General features: G+C 40.1%; 33 protein-coding genes. All 33 read left to right on the top strand.

What is annotated here, in order from left to right; translation table 11 throughout:
* Positions 1-109 precede the first annotated feature (109 nt).
* On the top strand, positions 110-418 hold the full coding sequence (gene rpsJ / locus KJR31_RS07775) for a 30S ribosomal protein S10 (RefSeq protein WP_003009585.1): 309 nt from the start codon (positions 110-112) through the stop codon (positions 416-418).
* An 82-nt stretch (positions 419-500) separates the two neighbouring features.
* Positions 501-1127 (top strand): 50S ribosomal protein L3, encoded by a 627-nt coding sequence (gene rplC / locus KJR31_RS07770; protein WP_004251088.1) that lies wholly within the window; start codon positions 501-503, stop codon positions 1125-1127.
* A gap of 24 nt (positions 1128-1151) precedes the next feature.
* On the top strand, positions 1152-1775 hold the full coding sequence (rplD, locus tag KJR31_RS07765; protein ID WP_214262804.1) for a 50S ribosomal protein L4: 624 nt from the start codon (positions 1152-1154) through the stop codon (positions 1773-1775).
* Entirely contained in the window at positions 1775-2071 is a 297-nt protein-coding gene (locus KJR31_RS07760; RefSeq protein WP_001055347.1) for a 50S ribosomal protein L23, read from the top strand. The genes rplD and KJR31_RS07760 overlap by 1 nt, the downstream gene beginning before the upstream one ends.
* Positions 2072-2088: 17 nt before the next feature.
* On the top strand, positions 2089-2922 hold the full coding sequence (rplB, locus tag KJR31_RS07755) for a 50S ribosomal protein L2 (RefSeq protein WP_006144707.1): 834 nt from the start codon (positions 2089-2091) through the stop codon (positions 2920-2922).
* 102 nt (positions 2923-3024) lie between these two features.
* Positions 3025-3306: a 30S ribosomal protein S19 gene (gene rpsS, locus KJR31_RS07750; protein WP_000533766.1), complete on the top strand. Its 282-nt coding sequence runs from the start codon at positions 3025-3027 to the stop codon at positions 3304-3306.
* Positions 3307-3317: 11 nt separating this feature from the next.
* Positions 3318-3662: a 50S ribosomal protein L22 gene (rplV, locus tag KJR31_RS07745; RefSeq protein WP_000818137.1), complete on the top strand. Its 345-nt coding sequence runs from the start codon at positions 3318-3320 to the stop codon at positions 3660-3662.
* Positions 3663-3674: 12 nt separating this feature from the next.
* Positions 3675-4328, top strand: coding sequence for a 30S ribosomal protein S3 (rpsC, locus tag KJR31_RS07740; RefSeq protein ID WP_000529936.1), 654 nt, complete (start codon positions 3675-3677; stop codon positions 4326-4328).
* A gap of 3 nt (positions 4329-4331) precedes the next feature.
* Positions 4332-4745, top strand: coding sequence for a 50S ribosomal protein L16 (gene rplP, locus KJR31_RS07735; protein WP_214262803.1), 414 nt, complete (start codon positions 4332-4334; stop codon positions 4743-4745).
* 9 nt (positions 4746-4754) lie between these two features.
* Positions 4755-4961 (top strand): 50S ribosomal protein L29, encoded by a 207-nt coding sequence (gene rpmC / locus KJR31_RS07730; protein WP_000772918.1) that lies wholly within the window; start codon positions 4755-4757, stop codon positions 4959-4961.
* 24 nt (positions 4962-4985) lie between these two features.
* Positions 4986-5246, top strand: coding sequence for a 30S ribosomal protein S17 (gene rpsQ / locus KJR31_RS07725; RefSeq protein WP_000440801.1), 261 nt, complete (start codon positions 4986-4988; stop codon positions 5244-5246).
* 25 nt (positions 5247-5271) lie between these two features.
* Positions 5272-5640 carry a 50S ribosomal protein L14 gene (gene rplN, locus KJR31_RS07720; RefSeq protein WP_000616547.1) on the top strand — a complete coding sequence of 123 codons (369 nt, stop codon included), beginning with the start codon at positions 5272-5274 and terminating at the stop codon, positions 5638-5640.
* A 72-nt stretch (positions 5641-5712) separates the two neighbouring features.
* Positions 5713-6018: a 50S ribosomal protein L24 gene (gene rplX / locus KJR31_RS07715; protein ID WP_000497691.1), complete on the top strand. Its 306-nt coding sequence runs from the start codon at positions 5713-5715 to the stop codon at positions 6016-6018.
* A gap of 23 nt (positions 6019-6041) precedes the next feature.
* Positions 6042-6584 (top strand): 50S ribosomal protein L5, encoded by a 543-nt coding sequence (gene rplE, locus KJR31_RS07710; protein WP_000013542.1) that lies wholly within the window; start codon positions 6042-6044, stop codon positions 6582-6584.
* 17 nt (positions 6585-6601) lie between these two features.
* Complete coding sequence (locus tag KJR31_RS07705; RefSeq protein ID WP_001085699.1) at positions 6602-6787, top strand: type Z 30S ribosomal protein S14; 186 nt, start codon at positions 6602-6604, stop codon at positions 6785-6787.
* 212 nt (positions 6788-6999) lie between these two features.
* Positions 7000-7398, top strand: coding sequence for a 30S ribosomal protein S8 (rpsH, locus tag KJR31_RS07700; RefSeq protein ID WP_004251095.1), 399 nt, complete (start codon positions 7000-7002; stop codon positions 7396-7398).
* Between the two features lie 186 nt (positions 7399-7584).
* Positions 7585-8121: a 50S ribosomal protein L6 gene (gene rplF / locus KJR31_RS07695; RefSeq protein WP_004251096.1), complete on the top strand. Its 537-nt coding sequence runs from the start codon at positions 7585-7587 to the stop codon at positions 8119-8121.
* A gap of 83 nt (positions 8122-8204) precedes the next feature.
* A complete protein-coding gene (gene rplR / locus KJR31_RS07690; protein ID WP_004251098.1) occupies positions 8205-8561 on the top strand; it encodes a 50S ribosomal protein L18 in 357 nt (118 codons plus the stop codon).
* A gap of 17 nt (positions 8562-8578) precedes the next feature.
* Positions 8579-9073 (top strand): 30S ribosomal protein S5, encoded by a 495-nt coding sequence (gene rpsE / locus KJR31_RS07685; RefSeq protein ID WP_195183502.1) that lies wholly within the window; start codon positions 8579-8581, stop codon positions 9071-9073.
* A gap of 13 nt (positions 9074-9086) precedes the next feature.
* The gene (gene rpmD, locus KJR31_RS07680; protein WP_000057241.1) at positions 9087-9269 is read left to right on the top strand and encodes a 50S ribosomal protein L30; all 183 of its coding nucleotides are present in this window, start codon (positions 9087-9089) and stop codon (positions 9267-9269) included.
* A 145-nt stretch (positions 9270-9414) separates the two neighbouring features.
* On the top strand, positions 9415-9855 hold the full coding sequence (rplO, locus tag KJR31_RS07675) for a 50S ribosomal protein L15 (RefSeq protein ID WP_195183501.1): 441 nt from the start codon (positions 9415-9417) through the stop codon (positions 9853-9855).
* A 12-nt stretch (positions 9856-9867) separates the two neighbouring features.
* Positions 9868-11178: a preprotein translocase subunit SecY gene (gene secY, locus KJR31_RS07670; RefSeq protein ID WP_214262802.1), complete on the top strand. Its 1311-nt coding sequence runs from the start codon at positions 9868-9870 to the stop codon at positions 11176-11178.
* A gap of 154 nt (positions 11179-11332) precedes the next feature.
* Positions 11333-11971, top strand: coding sequence for an adenylate kinase (locus tag KJR31_RS07665; protein WP_178895570.1), 639 nt, complete (start codon positions 11333-11335; stop codon positions 11969-11971).
* 117 nt (positions 11972-12088) lie between these two features.
* Entirely contained in the window at positions 12089-12307 is a 219-nt protein-coding gene (gene infA / locus KJR31_RS07660) for a translation initiation factor IF-1 (protein WP_001029883.1), read from the top strand.
* 24 nt (positions 12308-12331) lie between these two features.
* Positions 12332-12448, top strand: coding sequence for a 50S ribosomal protein L36 (gene rpmJ, locus KJR31_RS07655; RefSeq protein ID WP_001808836.1), 117 nt, complete (start codon positions 12332-12334; stop codon positions 12446-12448).
* A 17-nt stretch (positions 12449-12465) separates the two neighbouring features.
* A complete protein-coding gene (gene rpsM, locus KJR31_RS07650) occupies positions 12466-12831 on the top strand; it encodes a 30S ribosomal protein S13 (RefSeq protein WP_004251117.1) in 366 nt (121 codons plus the stop codon).
* A gap of 17 nt (positions 12832-12848) precedes the next feature.
* Positions 12849-13232, top strand: a complete 384-nt coding sequence (rpsK, locus tag KJR31_RS07645) for a 30S ribosomal protein S11 (protein WP_001118385.1) — start codon at positions 12849-12851, stop codon at positions 13230-13232.
* 43 nt (positions 13233-13275) lie between these two features.
* Positions 13276-14211: a DNA-directed RNA polymerase subunit alpha gene (locus KJR31_RS07640; RefSeq protein WP_006153389.1), complete on the top strand. Its 936-nt coding sequence runs from the start codon at positions 13276-13278 to the stop codon at positions 14209-14211.
* An 11-nt stretch (positions 14212-14222) separates the two neighbouring features.
* On the top strand, positions 14223-14609 hold the full coding sequence (gene rplQ / locus KJR31_RS07635) for a 50S ribosomal protein L17 (protein ID WP_004251124.1): 387 nt from the start codon (positions 14223-14225) through the stop codon (positions 14607-14609).
* 262 nt (positions 14610-14871) lie between these two features.
* Positions 14872-15138, top strand: a complete 267-nt coding sequence (locus KJR31_RS07630; protein WP_214262801.1) for an ACT domain-containing protein — start codon at positions 14872-14874, stop codon at positions 15136-15138.
* A gap of 9 nt (positions 15139-15147) precedes the next feature.
* Positions 15148-16485 (top strand): PFL family protein, encoded by a 1338-nt coding sequence (locus tag KJR31_RS07625; protein ID WP_214262800.1) that lies wholly within the window; start codon positions 15148-15150, stop codon positions 16483-16485.
* A gap of 308 nt (positions 16486-16793) precedes the next feature.
* Positions 16794-17165 carry a ribonuclease P protein component gene (gene rnpA, locus KJR31_RS07620; RefSeq protein WP_214262799.1) on the top strand — a complete coding sequence of 124 codons (372 nt, stop codon included), beginning with the start codon at positions 16794-16796 and terminating at the stop codon, positions 17163-17165.
* Entirely contained in the window at positions 17140-17955 is an 816-nt protein-coding gene (locus tag KJR31_RS07615; protein WP_214262798.1) for a YidC/Oxa1 family membrane protein insertase, read from the top strand. Before rnpA ends, KJR31_RS07615 begins: the two co-directional genes overlap by 26 nt.
* The last annotated feature ends 8 nt before the right edge of the window (positions 17956-17963 follow it).

The following is a 17963-nucleotide window of genomic DNA, read 5'->3' as shown; positions in this document are numbered from 1 at the left end:
AGCTTTGATGCAAGAGGTTGCGACACGCTCGGTTGCATTGCCACGCAACGCGCGTCGGTTTTCTTGTGGAGCTAGCCTATTATCTTAAATAGACGAAAAGGAGAAAAAGATGGCAAACAAAAAAATCCGTATCCGTTTGAAAGCTTACGAACACCGTACGCTTGACACAGCGGCTGCAAAAATCGTAGAATCAGCTACTCGTACAGGTGCACAAGTTGCGGGCCCAATCCCACTTCCAACTGAGCGTAGCCTCTACACAATCATTCGTGCGACTCACAAATATAAAGATTCTCGCGAACAATTCGAAATGCGTACACACAAACGTTTGATCGACATCATCAACCCAACTCAAAAAACAGTTGACGCTTTGATGAAATTGGATCTTCCAAGTGGTGTAAACGTAGAAATCAAACTTTAATTTAAAGCTTGATACCTTGAGCATAAAAAACGCTCGTTAAAAACTTTTTGAATAAAAAATATAGAAAAGGAACTATTTTCTCATGACAAAAGGAATCTTAGGGAAAAAAGTGGGAATGACTCAAATCTTCACTGAAGCTGGCGAATTGATCCCTGTAACAGTTATCGAAGCAACTCCAAACGTTGTTCTTCAAGTTAAAACTGTTGAAACAGATGGTTACAACGCTATCCAAGTTGGTTTCGATGACAAACGCGAAGTATTGAGCAACAAACCTGCTAAAGGACATGTAGCAAAAGCTAACACGGCTCCTAAGCGCTTCATTCGTGAATTCAAAAACGTTGAAGGCTTGGAAGTTGGTGCTGAAATCACAGTTGAAACTTTCGCAGCTGGAGACATTGTTGATGTAACTGGTACATCTAAAGGTAAAGGTTTCCAAGGTGTTATCAAACGCCACGGACAATCACGTGGACCTATGGCTCACGGTTCTCGTTACCACCGTCGTCCAGGTTCTATGGGACCTGTTGCACCTAACCGCGTATTCAAAGGTAAAAACCTTGCAGGACGTATGGGTGGTGACCGCGTAACAATTCAAAACCTTGAAGTTGTACAAGTTGTTCCAGAAAAGAACGTTATCCTTATCAAAGGTAATGTACCAGGTGCTAAGAAATCTCTTATCACTATCAAGTCAGCAGTTAAAGCTGGTAAATAATAAGGAAAGGGGAATACAGTCAAAATGGCAAATGTAACATTATTCGACCAAACTGGTAAACAAGCGGGCGAAGTTGTTCTTAACGATGCAATCTTTGGTATCGAACCAAACCAATCTGTTGTGTTTGATGTGATCATCAGCCAACGTGCTAGCCTTCGTCAAGGAACTCACGCAGTTAAAAACCGCTCAGCTGTTTCAGGTGGCGGACGCAAACCATGGCGTCAAAAAGGAACTGGACGTGCTCGTCAAGGTTCTATCCGCTCTCCACAATGGCGTGGTGGTGGAATCGTCTTCGGACCAACTCCACGTAGCTATGCGTACAAACTTCCTCAAAAAGTTCGTCGCCTTGCACTTAAATCTGTTTACTCAGAAAAAGTTGCTGAAAACAAATTTGTAGCCGTTGATTCTCTTGAATTTACAGCTCCAAAAACTGCTGAATTTGCAAAAGTTCTTGCAGCTTTGAGCATCGATTCTAAAGTCCTTGTTATTCTTGAAGAAGGAAACGGATTCGCAGCTCTCTCAGCTCGTAACCTTCCAAACGTGAAAGTTGCGACTGCTACAACTGCAAGTGTTCTTGACATCGCAAATAGTGACAAACTTCTTGTTACTCAAGCAGCTATCTCTAAAATCGAGGAGGTTCTTGCATAATGAATTTGTATGATGTTATCAAAAAACCTGTAATCACTGAAAGCTCAATGGCTCAACTTGAAGCAGGGAAATATGTATTTGAAGTTGACACTCGCGCACACAAACTTTTGATCAAGCAAGCTGTTGAAGCTGCTTTCGAAGGTGTTAAAGTTGCAAATGTTAACACAATCAACGTAAAACCTAAAGCTAAACGTGTTGGACGTTACACTGGTTTTACTAACAAAACTAAAAAAGCTATCATCACTCTTACAGCTGATTCAAAAGCAATCGAGTTGTTTGCTGCTGAAGCTGAATAATCTAAGGAGGAAATATCGTGGGAATTCGTGTTTATAAACCAACAACAAACGGTCGCCGTAATATGACTTCTTTGGATTTCGCTGAAATCACAACAAGCACACCAGAAAAAACTTTGCTTGTTGCTTTGAAGAACAAGGCTGGTCGTAACAACAACGGTCGTATCACAGTTCGTCACCAAGGTGGTGGACACAAACGTTTCTACCGTTTGGTTGACTTCAAACGTAACAAAGACAACGTTGAAGCAGTTGTTAAAACTATCGAGTACGATCCAAACCGTTCTGCAAACATCGCTCTTGTACACTACACTGACGGTGTGAAAGCTTACATCATCGCTCCAAAAGGTCTTGAAGTTGGTCAACGTATCGTTTCAGGTCCTGAAGCAGATATCAAAGTCGGAAACGCTCTTCCGCTTGCTAACATCCCAGTTGGTACTTTGATCCACAACATCGAATTGAAACCAGGTCGTGGTGGAGAATTGGTACGTGCTGCTGGAGCATCAGCTCAAGTATTGGGTCAAGAAGGTAAATACGTTCTTGTTCGCCTTCAATCAGGTGAAGTTCGTATGATTCTTGGAACTTGTCGTGCAACAGTTGGTGTTGTCGGAAACGAACAACATGGACTTGTAAACCTTGGTAAAGCAGGACGTAGCCGTTGGAAAGGTATCCGCCCAACAGTTCGTGGTTCTGTAATGAACCCTAACGATCACCCACACGGTGGTGGTGAAGGTAAAGCACCAGTTGGTCGTAAAGCACCATCAACTCCATGGGGCAAACCTGCTCTTGGTCTTAAAACTCGTAACAAGAAAGCGAAATCTGACAAACTTATCGTTCGTCGTCGCAACGAGAAATAATTTTAAACTAGTCGCTTAAGTGCTAGATAATCCGCCAGCTCGGTAGCGCTCCTCGTGAGCGCAAGCCGCTGTGGTACTATATTTAAAGGAGAAAATAATAAAATGGGACGCAGTCTTAAAAAAGGACCTTTCGTCGATGAGCATTTGATGAAAAAAGTTGAAGCTCAAGCTAATGACGAAAAGAAAAAAGTTATCAAAACTTGGTCACGTCGTTCAACGATCTTCCCAAGTTTCATTGGTTACACTATCGCAGTTTATGATGGACGTAAACACGTACCTGTTTACATCCAAGAAGACATGGTAGGTCACAAACTTGGTGAATTCGCACCAACTCGTACTTACAAAGGTCACGCCGCAGACGACAAGAAGACACGTAGAAAATAAGGAGAACATAAATGGCAGAAATTACTTCAGCTAAAGCAATGGCTCGCACAGTACGTGTTTCACCTCGTAAATCACGTCTTGTTCTTGACAACATCCGTGGTAAAAGCGTAGCCGATGCAATCGCAATTTTGACATTCACTCCAAACAAAGCTGCTGAAATCATCTTGAAAGTTTTGAACTCAGCTGTAGCTAACGCTGAAAACAACTTTGGTTTGGATAAAGCTAACTTGGTAGTATCTGAAGCATTCGCAAACGAAGGACCAACTATGAAACGTTTCCGTCCACGTGCGAAAGGTTCAGCTTCACCAATCAACAAACGTACAGCTCACATCACTGTAGCTGTTGCAGAAAAATAAGGAGGTAAAATCGTGGGTCAAAAAGTACATCCAATTGGTATGCGTGTCGGCATCATCCGTGATTGGGATGCCAAATGGTATGCTGAAAAAGAATACGCGGATTACCTTCATGAAGATCTTGCAATCCGTAAATTCGTTCAAAAAGAACTTGCTGACGCAGCAGTTTCAACTATTGAAATTGAACGTGCAGTAAACAAAGTTAACGTTTCACTTCACACTGCTAAACCAGGTATGGTTATCGGTAAAGGTGGTGCTAACGTTGATGCACTCCGTGCTAAACTTAACAAATTGACTGGAAAACAAGTACACATCAACATCATCGAAATCAAACAACCTGATTTGGATGCTCACCTTGTTGGTGAAGGAATTGCTCGTCAATTGGAGCAACGTGTTGCTTTCCGTCGTGCACAAAAACAAGCAATCCAACGTGCAATGCGTGCTGGAGCTAAAGGAATTAAAACTCAAGTATCAGGTCGTTTGAACGGTGCAGATATCGCCCGTGCTGAAGGATACTCTGAAGGAACTGTTCCACTTCACACACTTCGTGCGGATATCGATTACGCTTGGGAAGAAGCAGATACTACATACGGTAAACTTGGTGTTAAAGTATGGATCTACCGTGGTGAAGTTCTTCCAGCTCGTAAAAACACTAAAGGAGGTAAATAACCAATGTTAGTACCTAAACGTGTTAAACACCGTCGTGAATTCCGTGGTAAAATGCGCGGTGAAGCTAAAGGTGGAAAAGAAGTAGCTTTTGGTGAATACGGTCTTCAGGCTACAACTAGTCACTGGATTACTAACCGCCAAATCGAAGCTGCTCGTATCGCCATGACTCGTTACATGAAACGTGGTGGTAAAGTTTGGATTAAAATCTTCCCACACAAATCATACACAGCTAAAGCTATCGGGGTTCGTATGGGATCTGGTAAAGGGGCACCTGAAGGTTGGGTAGCACCAGTTAAACGTGGTAAAGTAATGTTTGAAGTTGCTGGTGTACCTGAAGAGGTCGCTCGCGAAGCGCTTCGTCTTGCAAGCCACAAATTGCCAGTTAAATGTAAATTCGTAAAACGTGAAGCAGAATAAGGAGAAGGCATGAAACTTAATGAAGTAAAAGAATTTGTTAAAGAACTTCGTGGTCTTTCTCAAGAAGAACTCGCGAAGCGCGAAAACGAATTGAAAAAAGAATTGTTCGAACTTCGTTTCCAAGCTGCTACTGGTCAATTAGAACAAACAGCTCGCTTGAAAGAAGTTAAAAAACAAATCGCTCGTATCAAAACAGTTCAATCTGAAGCGAAATAATAGACTAGGGAAGGAGAAATTTCAATGGAACGCAATAATCGTAAAGTTCTTGTTGGACGTGTTGTATCTGACAAAATGGACAAGACAATCACAGTTGTAGTTGAAACAAAACGTAACCACCCAGTCTATGGTAAACGTATTAACTACTCTAAAAAATACAAAGCACATGATGAAAACAATGTTGCCAAAGAAGGCGATATCGTACGTATCATGGAAACTCGCCCGCTTTCAGCTACAAAACGCTTCCGTCTTGTAGAAGTTGTTGAAGAAGCGGTCATCATCTAATCAAACCTGAAAGGAGAAAACTGAAATGATTCAAACAGAAACTCGTTTGAAAGTCGCAGACAACAGCGGTGCTCGCGAAATCTTGACTATCAAAGTTCTTGGTGGTTCAAAACGTAAATTTGCAAACATCGGTGATGTTATTGTGGCATCTGTAAAACAAGCTACTCCTGGTGGTGCGGTTAAAAAAGGTGACGTTGTAAAAGCAGTTATCGTTCGTACTAAATCAGGCGCTCGTCGTGCTGATGGTTCATACATCAAATTTGACGAAAACGCAGCAGTTATCATCCGTGACGACAAAACTCCTCGCGGAACACGTATCTTTGGCCCAGTTGCACGCGAATTGCGTGAAGGTGGCTTCATGAAGATCGTGTCACTTGCTCCAGAAGTACTTTAATCAATAAAAACAAACACAGTCCCCTGGCCTAGCCAGGGTGCCCATTGGGCGTAAGAATAAAAGGAGAAAAAAATGTTTGTAAAAAAAGGCGACAAAGTTCGCGTAATCGCTGGTAAAGATAAGGGAACAGAAGCTGTTGTCCTTACTGCCCTTCCAAAAGTAAACAAAGTTATCGTTGAAGGTGTTAACATCGTTAAGAAACACCAACGTCCAACTAACGAGCTTCCTCAAGGTGGTATAATCGAGAAAGAAGCAGCTATCCACGTATCAAACGTTCAAGTTTTGGACAAAAATGGTGTAGCTGGTCGTGTTGGTTACAAATTTGTAGACGGTAAAAAAGTTCGCTACAACAAAAAATCAGGCGAAGTGCTTGATTAATCACGAAGGAAAGGAGAAGTATAATGGCAAATCGTTTAAAAGAAAAATATCTTAATGAAGTAGTTCCTGCTTTGACAGAACAATTCAACTACTCATCAGTGATGGCTGTTCCTAAAGTGGATAAGATCGTTTTGAACATGGGTGTCGGTGAAGCAGTATCAAACGCTAAAAGTCTTGAAAAAGCTGCTGAAGAATTGGCACTTATCTCAGGTCAAAAACCACTTATCACTAAAGCTAAAAAATCTATCGCCGGCTTCCGTCTTCGTGAAGGTGTTGCGATCGGTGCAAAAGTTACCCTTCGTGGTGAACGTATGTATGAATTCTTGGATAAATTGGTTTCAGTATCACTTCCACGTGTACGTGACTTCCACGGTGTTCCAACAAAATCATTTGATGGACGCGGAAACTACACACTTGGTGTGAAAGAGCAATTGATCTTCCCAGAAATCAACTTTGATGACGTTGACAAAACTCGTGGTCTTGACATCGTTATCGTAACTACTGCTAACACTGACGAAGAGTCACGTGCATTGCTTACAGGCCTTGGAATGCCTTTTGCAAAATAATATAGGAGGTATAACTAATGGCTAAAAAATCTATGATTGCTAAGAACAAACGCCCAGCGAAGTTCTCTACTCAAGCATACACTCGCTGTGAACGTTGTGGACGTCCACACTCAGTTTACCGCAAGTTTAAACTTTGCCGTGTTTGCTTCCGTGAATTGGCATATAAAGGTCAAATTCCTGGTGTAACAAAAGCATCTTGGTAATATCATGATACAAAGAGCGTAACAACCCCAGCAAAAATAGGAGATTTGGTGCAGGAACGATGCTCCAAGACAAATCTATCTTTTTTGCCCAGGTTGTAGCTCGTGTTCAAATGGAGATTATCTAGTTTGAATGTATCAATACTTTCTGAGCTCAGCTCAATCATTAACTAGCAAGTGCAACTTGCAAACTACTAGTAAGAGGAGAAAATAAAATGGTTATGACTGACCCAATCGCAGACTTCCTAACTCGTATTCGTAACGCTAACCAAGCAAAACACGAAGTACTTGAAGTACCTGCATCAAACATCAAAAAAGGGATTGCTGAAATCCTTAAACGCGAAGGTTTTGTTAAGAACGTAGAAATCATCGAAGATGACAAACAAGGCATCATCCGTGTATTCCTTAAATACGGAGCAAACGGTGAACGAGTTATCACTAACTTGAAACGCGTTTCTAAACCAGGACTTCGTGTCTACAAAAAACGTGAAGATCTTCCAAAAGTACTTAACGGTCTTGGAATTGCTATCCTTTCAACTTCAGAAGGTTTGCTTACTGATAAAGAAGCTCGCCAAAAGAATGTTGGTGGGGAAGTTATCGCTTACGTTTGGTAATATTTAGCTCCCAATTTCGTTGTGACTCTTCGTTATCGTCTCTTGCCTAACCCAAAGTTATGCCTACGAGGCAATGCCTCGATTCACTTTGAAATTGAGACCTAAACATTAACTTTTAAATCAAAAAGATTTAAACCCCGTGAAAACTGGCCGTCATGGCCTGACAATTTAACAGGAGAATAAAACATGTCACGTATTGGTAATAAAGTTATCGTGTTGCCTGCTGGTGTTGAACTCACTAACAATGACAACGTTGTAACTGTAAAAGGACCTAAAGGAGAACTTACTCGTGAGTTCTCAAAAGATATTGAAATCCGTGTGGAAGGTACTGAAGTAACTCTTCACCGTCCAAACGATTCAAAAGAAATGAAAACTATCCACGGAACTACTCGTGCACTTTTGAACAACATGGTTATTGGTGTTTCAGAAGGATTCAAGAAAGAACTTGAAATGCGTGGGGTTGGTTACCGTGCTCAACTTCAAGGAAACAAACTCGTTTTGGCTGTTGGTAAATCACATCCAGATGAAGTTGAAGCTCCAGCAGGAATTACTTTTGAACTTCCAAACCCAACGACTATCGTTATCAGCGGAATTTCAAAAGAAAAAGTTGGTCAAACAGCTGCTTACGTACGTAGCCTTCGTTCACCAGAACCTTACAAAGGTAAAGGTATCCGTTACGTTGGCGAATATGTTCGTCTTAAAGAAGGTAAAACTGGTAAATAATGTTGAGTGGTTGATTTTCAACCGCCAACCTCATTACCAACTTTGTGCATAGCACACGATTTAAAATTAAAGAGGTGAAAACTGTGATTTCTAAACCAGATAAAAACAAACTCCGCCAAAAACGCCACCGTCGCGTTCGCGGAAAACTCTCTGGAACTGCTGATCGCCCACGTTTGAACGTATTCCGTTCTAATACAGGCATCTACGCTCAAGTGATTGATGACGTAGCGGGTGTAACGCTCGCAAGTGCTTCAACTCTTGACAAAGAAGTTTCAAAAGGAACTAAAACTGAACAAGCCGTTGCTGTCGGTAAACTCGTTGCAGAACGTGCAAGTGCTAAAGGTATTTCAGAAGTGGTGTTCGACCGCGGTGGATATCTATATCACGGACGTGTGAAAGCTTTGGCTGATGCAGCTCGTGAAAACGGATTGAAATTCTAATAGGAGGACACTAGAAAATGGCATTTAAAGACAATGCAGTAGAACTTGAAGAACGCGTAGTTGCTGTTAACCGTGTTACAAAAGTTGTTAAAGGTGGACGTCGTCTTCGTTTCGCAGCTCTTGTAGTTGTTGGTGACCGCAATGGTCGTGTAGGATTTGGTACTGGTAAAGCTCAAGAAGTTCCAGAAGCAATCCGCAAAGCAGTAGAAGATGCTAAGAAAAACTTGATCGAAGTTCCTATGGTAGGAACAACAATCCCACATGAAGTTCTTTCAGAATTCGGTGGAGCTAAAGTATTGTTGAAACCTGCTGTAGAAGGTTCTGGAGTTGCCGCTGGCGGCGCTGTTCGTGCCGTTGTGGAATTGGCAGGTGTGGCAGATATTACATCTAAATCACTTGGTTCTAACACTCCAATCAACATTGTTCGCGCAACTGTTGAAGGTTTGAAACAATTGAAACGCGCTGAAGAAGTTGCTGCTCTTCGTGGTATTTCAGTTTCTGATTTGGTATAAGAAAGGGGATAAAATGGCTCAAATTAAAATTACTTTGACTAAGTCTCCAATCGGACGTATTCCATCACAACGTAAAACTGTTGTAGCACTTGGACTTGGCAAATTGAACAGCTCTGTTATTAAAGAAGATAACGCTGCAATTCGTGGTATGATCACTGCAGTATCTCACTTGGTAACAGTTGAAGAAGTAAACTAATAAAATTTTAGGGGATGTGCAGTAGACCATCCCCTAAAACTAGATATAGTCATCTTAGATGACACAGTATAGGCGAGTTGATAGGGGAGACAACCTTTTCTCTCTTATCGGCGCTAGCATTTTACAAAAGAGGAGAAAATATATAATGAAACTTCATGAATTGAAACCTGCAGAAGGTTCTCGTAAAACTCGTAACCGTGTTGGTCGTGGTACTTCATCAGGTAACGGTAAAACATCTGGTCGCGGTCAAAAAGGTCAAAAAGCTCGTAGCGGTGGCGGAGTACGCCTTGGTTTTGAAGGTGGACAAACTCCATTGTTCCGTCGTCTTCCAAAACGTGGATTTACTAACATCAACGCTAAAGAATATGCAATTGTTAACCTTGACCAATTGAACATCTTTGAAGATGGTGCAGAAGTAACTCCAGTTGTTCTTATCGAAGCAGGAATTGTTAAAGCTGAAAAATCAGGTATCAAGATTCTTGGTAACGGTGAGTTGACTAAGAAGTTGACTGTTAAAGCTGCTAAATTCTCTAAATCAGCTGAAGAAGCTATCACTGCTAAAGGTGGTTCAGTTGAAGTCATCTAAGTGAGGTGACCTATGTTTTTTAAATTATTGAGAGAAGCACTCAAAGTTAAACAGGTTCGATCAAAGATTTTATTCACAATTTTTATCGTGTTTGTTTTTCGTATTGGTACTAGTATCACTGTACCGTGGGTAAATGCAAATAGCTTGAACGCTTTGAGTGGTCTATCCTTCTTGAATATGTTGAGCTTGGTGTCAGGGAATGCCATGAAAAACTTTTCAGTTTTTGCTCTTGGAGTCAGCCCCTACATTACAGCCTCAATCGTCGTCCAACTCTTGCAAATGGATTTGTTACCGAAGTTTGTGGAGTGGGGCAAACAAGGGGAAGTTGGTCGTAGAAAGTTAAACCAAGCGACTCGATACATTGCACTAGTGCTTGCATTTGTTCAATCAGTTGGGATTACTGCTGGTTTTAATGCTCTGTCTGGAGCTAAACTTTTGACTGTTCCACTTACACCACAGGTCTTTCTTGTGATTGGAGGAATCTTAACAGCAGGAAGCATGATTGTAACCTGGTTGGGAGAGCAAATCACAGATAAGGGATATGGTAATGGTGTTTCAATGATTATCTTTGCAGGGATTGTTGCTTCAATTCCTGACATGATTAAGGGCATTTATGTAGATTACTTTGTCAATGTACCAAGTAGTCGATTGACATCGTCTCTCATTTTTGTCGCTATTTTAATCATCGCTGTTTTGTTGATTGTTTACTTTACAACTTACGTTGAACAAGCTAAATATAAGATTCCAATTCAGTATACAAAGGTAGCTCAAGGAGCGCCATCAAGTTCCTATCTTCCTTTGAAAATTAACCCTGCTGGGGTTATTCCTGTTATCTTTGCTAGTTCCATTACAGCAGCACCAGCTGCAATCTTACAATTTGTGAGTGCGTCTGGTCTTAATTGGGAGTGGGTTAAAACAGCTCAAGAGTTGGTTTCTACTTCAACTCCGACAGGTGTTGCTTTGTATGCTCTGTTGATCATTCTCTTTACATTCTTCTATACATTTGTACAGATCAATCCAGAGAAAGCAGCAGAAAATTTACAAAAGAGTGGAGCTTATATCCATGGTGTCCGTCCTGGTAAAGGGACAGAAGAATACATGTCAAAACTTCTTCGTCGTCTCGCAACAGTCGGATCAATCTTCCTAGGTGTGATTTCTATCCTACCTATTGTAGCTAAAGATTTATTTGGTCTTTCAGAAGTTGTCGCTTTTGGGGGAACAAGTTTGCTAATCATTATCTCTACAGGTATCGAAGGAATTAAACAATTGGAAGGTTATCTATTGAAACGTAAGTATGTTGGTTTCTTAGATACAACAGAATAATTGTAATAGAAAATAAAATTCACTATTGCTCAGAGAGTGGAGTGTAAAAATCAAAGACATTGTCAGATTTTTATCTCCTCTCTTCTATTTTGTTTTTAAATAGGAGTTGAAATGAATTTTTGCTTCTATTTAAAAATAAAAAGGAGTTTGAATCATGAATCTTTTGATTATGGGTTTACCTGGTGCAGGTAAAGGAACACAAGCAGCAAAAATTGTTGAACAATTTCATGTTGCACACATCTCAACAGGTGACATGTTCCGTGCAGCAATGGCTAACCAAACTGAAATGGGTGTGTTGGCTAAGTCTTATATCGACAAAGGTGAATTAGTTCCAGATGAAGTTACAAATGGAATTGTTAAAGAGCGTCTTTCACAAGATGATATTAAGGAAACTGGCTTCTTGTTGGATGGTTACCCACGCACGATTGAACAAGCTCATGCCTTAGACAAAACATTGGCTGAACTTGGAATTGAACTTGAAGGTGTGATCAACATCGAGGTAGATCCATCTTGCCTACTTGAACGTTTGAGTGGTCGTATCATTCACCGTGAAACTGGAGAAACTTTCCATAAGGTATTCAACCCACCAGTTGATTACAAAGAGGAAGATTACTACCAACGTGAAGATGATAAACCAGAGACAGTTAAACGTCGTTTGGATGTCAATATTGCTCAAGGTGAACCAATTATTGCTCACTATCGTGCTAAAGGTCTAGTACATGATATCGAAGGTAACCAAGATATCAATGATGTCTTTAAAGATATCGAAAAGGTATTGACAAATTTGAAATAAAAGCGTTTTTCAGACTTGCAAAATGTCTTGACAAATGTTATACTGAGTTAGTCTGACTTATAATTGTTGTCTCTGTGTCTAGAGGCATCAAATCGAAATTTAGGGAGGTACTTTTGCGTGGCAAAAGACGATGTGATTGAAGTTGAAGGCAAAGTAGTCGATACGATGCCGAATGCAATGTTTACGGTTGAACTTGAAAATGGACATCAGATTTTAGCAACAGTTTCTGGTAAAATTCGTAAAAACTATATTCGTATTTTAGCGGGAGATCGTGTTACTGTTGAAATGAGTCCATATGACTTGACACGTGGACGTATCACTTACCGCTTTAAATAATCGAAAAACTTGGAGGGATAAGAAATGAAAGTAAGACCATCGGTCAAACCAATTTGCGAATACTGTAAAGTAATTCGTCGTAATGGTCGTGTTATGGTAATTTGCCCAGCAAATCCAAAACACAAACAACGTCAAGGATAAGATAGAAAGGAGAAAACATGGCTCGTATTGCTGGAGTTGATATTCCAAATGACAAACGCGTAGTTATCTCATTGACTTATGTCTATGGTATCGGACTTGCAACATCTCAAAAGATTTTGGCAGCTGCTGGAGTTTCAGAAGATATTCGTGTTCGTGACCTTACATCAGATCAAGAAGATGCTATCCGTCGTGAAGTGGACGCAATTAAAGTTGAAGGTGACCTTCGCCGTGAAGTGAACTTGAACATCAAACGTTTGATGGAAATCGGTTCATACCGTGGTATCCGTCACCGTCGTGGACTTCCTGTCCGTGGACAAAACACTAAAAACAACGCTCGCACTCGTAAAGGTAAAGCTGTTGCGATTGCTGGTAAGAAAAAATAATATAGGAGGTAAAAGTCTTGGCTAAACCAACACGTAAACGTCGTGTGAAAAAGAATATCGAATCTGGTATTGCTCATATTCACGCTACATTTAATAACACTATTGTTATGATTACTGATGTGCATGGTAATGCAATCGCTTGGTCATCAGCTGGTGCTCTTGGTTTTAAAGGTTCTCGTAAATCTACACCATTTGCTGCTCAAATGGCTTCAGAAGCTGCTGCTAAATCTGCACAAGAACACGGTCTTAAATCAGTTGAAGTTACTGTAAAAGGTCCAGGTTCTGGTCGTGAGTCAGCTATTCGTGCTCTTGCTGCCGCTGGTCTTGAAGTAACAGCAATTCGTGATGTGACTCCAGTGCCACACAATGGTGCTCGTCCTCCAAAACGTCGCCGTGTATAATCATTACCTTTACACTGCTTTTCGTTTAAGAGGGAGTAACTAAATGATCGAGTTTGAAAAACCAAATATAACAAAAATTGATGAAAATAAAGATTATGGCAAGTTTGTCATCGAACCACTAGAACGTGGATACGGTACAACACTTGGTAACTCTCTTCGTCGTGTACTTCTTGCTTCTCTTCCAGGAGCAGCTGTTACATCTATCGATATTGATGGAGTATTACATGAGTTTGATACAATTCCTGGTGTTCGTGAAGATGTGATGCAAATCATTTTGAACATTAAAGGTATCGCAGTTAAATCTTATGTAAAAGACGAAAAGACTATTGAACTTGATGTTGAAGGTCCTGCTGAAGTTACAGCTGGAGACATTTTGACTGACAGTGATATCGAAATCGTAAATCCAGATCATTATCTTTTCACAATCGGAGAAGGTGCTTCATTTAAAGCGACTATGACTGTAAACAGTGGTCGTGGATATGTACCTGCTGATGAAAATAAGAAAGATAATGCTCCAGTTGGAACACTTGCTGTAGATTCTATTTATACACCAGTCACAAAAGTTAACTATCAAGTTGAACCTGCTCGTGTAGGAAGCAATGATGGTTTCGATAAATTAACCCTTGAAATCTTGACAAATGGAACTATTATTCCGGAAGATGCTTTAGGGCTTTCAGCACGCATTTTGACAGAACATCTTGATTTGTTTACAAATCTTACAGAGATTGCTAAAACTGCAGAAGTGATGAAAGAAGCTGATACTGAATCGGACGACCGTATTTTGGAACGTACGATTGAGGAACTTGACTTGTCTGTACGCTCATATAACTGTTTGAAACGTGCTGGTATCAATACTGTGCATGACTTGACAGAAAAATCTGAAGCTGAGATGATGAAAGTAAGAAATCTTGGACGCAAGAGTTTGGAAGAAGTGAAACTCAAACTCATTGATTTGGGTCTTGGATTAAAAGATAAATAAAGGAGGAATACATGGCTTACCGTAAACTAGGACGCACTAGCTCACAACGTAAAGCAATGCTTCGCGATTTGACAACTGACCTTTTGATCAACGAATCAATCGTGACAACTGAAGCTCGTGCTAAAGAAATCCGTAAAACTGTTGAAAAAATGATTACTCTAGGTAAACGTGGTGATTTGCATGCACGTCGTCAAGCTGCTGCTTTCGTACGTAATGAAATCGCATCTGAAAACTATGATGAAGCAACTGATAAGTATACTTCTACTACAGCACTTCAAAAATTGTTTTCAGAAATCGCACCTCGTTACGCAGACCGTAACGGTGGATACACTCGTATCCTTAAAACTGAACCACGTCGTGGTGATGCAGCGCCAATGGCGATCATCGAATTAGTATAAAATCATCAATTTTGTTGAGTGTTATGATGATGGAGCCTTGTGCTCTTAGTCTAGCTCTGGTCTACCGCTAGGACTTTTGTCCTAGCGGGAACACTCATCATAAGGTGATCGGGTAGACGCTTGTTTACGAAATTGTTTTTCTTTTAAGAACAATTTCGTAAGCAGGCGTTTTTTAGTTTTTTTATTGTAAATATGCTATACTGAGAAAAAAGAAAAATGAAGTTAGACTGTTTTTCTATGAATTCAAATATGGAGGGCTGATATGAAAGCTATTATAACTGTTGTTGGTAAAGATAAGGCTGGTATTGTTGCTGGTGTTGCGACTAAGATTGCTGAATTAGGGTTAAATATTGATGATATCTCACAGACTGTTTTAGACGATTTTTTTACGATGATGGCTGTAGTATCCAGTGATGAGAAACAAGATTTTACCTATTTAAGAAAAGAATTTGAAGCCTTTGGTCAGACCCTGAATGTTAAAATTAATATTCAGAGTGCTGCAATTTTTGATGCTATGTATAATATCTAGGAGGTATTTATGGATATTAGACAAGTTACCGAAACAATCGCAATGATTGAGGAGCAGAATTTTGATATCAGAACAATTACCATGGGAATCTCTCTACTTGATTGTATTGATTCAGATATTGATAAGGTTGCAGATAAAATATATGAAAAGATTACTACTAAGGCGGCAAATTTAGTTACTGTCGGTGATGAAATTGCTGCTGAGTTAGGTATTCCTATTGTCAATAAACGTGTATCGGTAACGCCAATTTCCTTAATTGGTGCTGCAACAGATGCAACGGACTATGTACCTTTAGCTAAAGCTCTCGACAGAGCTGCTAAAAAAATTGGTGTTGACTTTATCGGTGGCTTTTCTGCTTTGGTACAGAAAGGCTATCAAAAAGGTGATGAAATCCTCATCAACTCGATTCCTCGTGCTTTAGCTGAGACAGACAAAGTGTGCTCGTCTGTTAATATCGGTTCAACCAAGTCAGGAATCAATATGACCGCAGTTGCCGATATGGGACGAATCATTAAGGAAACTGCTAGTCTTTCGGATATGGGTGCTGCTAAATTAGTCGTTTTTGCCAATGCGGTCGAAGACAATCCCTTTATGGCGGGAGCCTTTCATGGTGTTGGCGAAGCTGATGTTATTATTAATGTTGGTGTGTCAGGCCCTGGTGTAGTCAAACGTGCTTTAGAAAAAGTTCGTGGCCAAAGCTTTGATGTAGTAGCTGAGACTGTTAAGAAGACAGCTTTCAAGATTACTCGGATTGGTCAATTAGTTGGACAGATGGCCAGTGAAAGACTAGGTGTTGATTTTGGTATTGTTGATTTAAGTTTAGCGCCGACTCCAGCAGTTGGTGACTCAGTGGCTCGTGTCCTCGAGGAAATGGGATTGGAAACAGTTGGAACACATGGAACAACTGCTGCTCTAGCTCTTTTAAATGATCAGGTGAAAAAGGGCGGAGTGATGGCCTGCAATCAAGTTGGTGGACTATCAGGTGCTTTTATCCCAGTTTCTGAGGACGAGGGGATGATTGCGGCAGTACAAAATGGTTCTCTCAATCTTGAAAAGCTAGAAGCCATGACGGCTATCTGTTCAGTTGGGTTGGATATGATTGCTATCCCTGAAGATACACCTGCCGAAACCATTGCGGCTATGATTGCGGATGAGGCAGCAATTGGTGTCATTAACATGAAAACAACAGCTGTCCGTATCATCCCTAAAGGGAAGGAAGGCGATATGATTGAATTTGGTGGCTTGCTAGGAACAGCCCCAGTTATGAAAGTTAATGGGGCTTCATCTGTCGACTTCATTGCTCGTGGAGGTCAAATTCCAGCTCCCATTCATAGTTTTAAAAATTAATCAAAAAATAAAATGATTTAAGTTCGGTTTAAGGATAAGCGTGTATACTCTAATCATTAAATAAAGACCTCCTAACTTTATTTAATAGAAATCCTAAACTTTTTCATAATAATCTCCTACAAAAGTCGCTCGTAAGAGTGGCTTTTGTTTTGTATGTTCAAAAAAATAGGAAAATAGCTTTGATTCTGGTCAGTTATTTTTTAATTGACTACTTTTTCGGAGTCAAAACAGCCTAAAACCTTGCCATGATTGGCTTTTTGAAAAATTATGGTATAATAGTAGTAGTTCTATTAGATGGAGTATGATTTTTGAGAAAAAGCTTTCGTGTAAAAAAAGAGAAAGATTTTGATGCCATATTTAAAAAAGGAGCAAGTGTAGCTAATCGAAAATTTGTTATTTATCGATTAGAAAACAATGAGAAACATTTTCGAGTCGGTTTGTCAGTCAGCAAGAAGTTAGGAAACGCTGTGACAAGAAATCAGATCAAGAGAAGAATTCGACATGTTCTTATTCAAAATAGTCATCAAATTGTTGATAATGTCGATTTTGTTGTAATTGCTCGAAAAGGCGTTGAGTTACTAGAATTTGCAGAAATTGAAAAAAATTTACTTCATGTTTTGAAATTAGCAAAGATTTACCAGGAAGGAAATGAGAGTGAAGAAGAAATTACAATTGACTAGTTTATTAGGTTTGTCCTTGTTGGTAATGACTGCTTGTGCAACTAGTGAAGTATCTGCGGATTCGGCAGACTTTTGGAGTAGACTTGTTTATTTTTTTGCTGAAACCATTCGTTTTTTGTCATTTGATGTCAGTATTGGTTTAGGGATTATTCTTTTCACAGTTTTGATTAGAACAATACTGCTACCAGTCTTTCAAACACAAATGGTAGCATCCAGAAAAATGCAAGAAGCGCAACCTCTTATAAAAGAACTGCGCGAACGTTATCCAGGTCGCGATATGGAAAGTCGCACTAAGCTCGATCAGGAAACACGTAAATTATTTAAAGAATTAGGTATTAAACAATCTGCATCATTCTGGCCACTATTGATTCAGATGCCGATTCTTTTGGCTCTTTTCCAAGCTTTATCAAACGTAGATTTTTTGAAGACTGGCCATTTCTTGTGGTTCAATCTAGGTGGAGCTGATACAACTTTCGTATTACCTATTTTAGCTGCCCTATTCACCTTCCTCAGTAGCTGGCTTTCAAATAAAGCTTTGCCTGAGAAAAATGGTGCAATGACAGGTATGATGTATGGGATGCCTGTTATCATCTTCTTGTTTGCAATATCTGCTCCAAGTGGTGTCGCTCTTTATTGGGCGGTTTCAAATGCTTATCAAGTATTGCAAACCTACCTTTTGAACAATCCATTCAAAATCATTGCAGAGCGTGAAGCGGATGTACAAGCTAAGAAGGATTTAGAAGTTAAGAAAAGAAAAGCTCTAAAGAAAGCACAGAAAAAGAAAAAATAAGGAGAAAT

It is taken from the genome of Streptococcus infantis (assembly GCF_018499575.1).
Lineage (GTDB): Bacteria > Bacillota > Bacilli > Lactobacillales > Streptococcaceae > Streptococcus > Streptococcus infantis_K.
The sequence above is the reverse complement of the archived record's forward strand: the minus strand, read 5'-3'. Positions and strand labels throughout refer to the sequence as shown.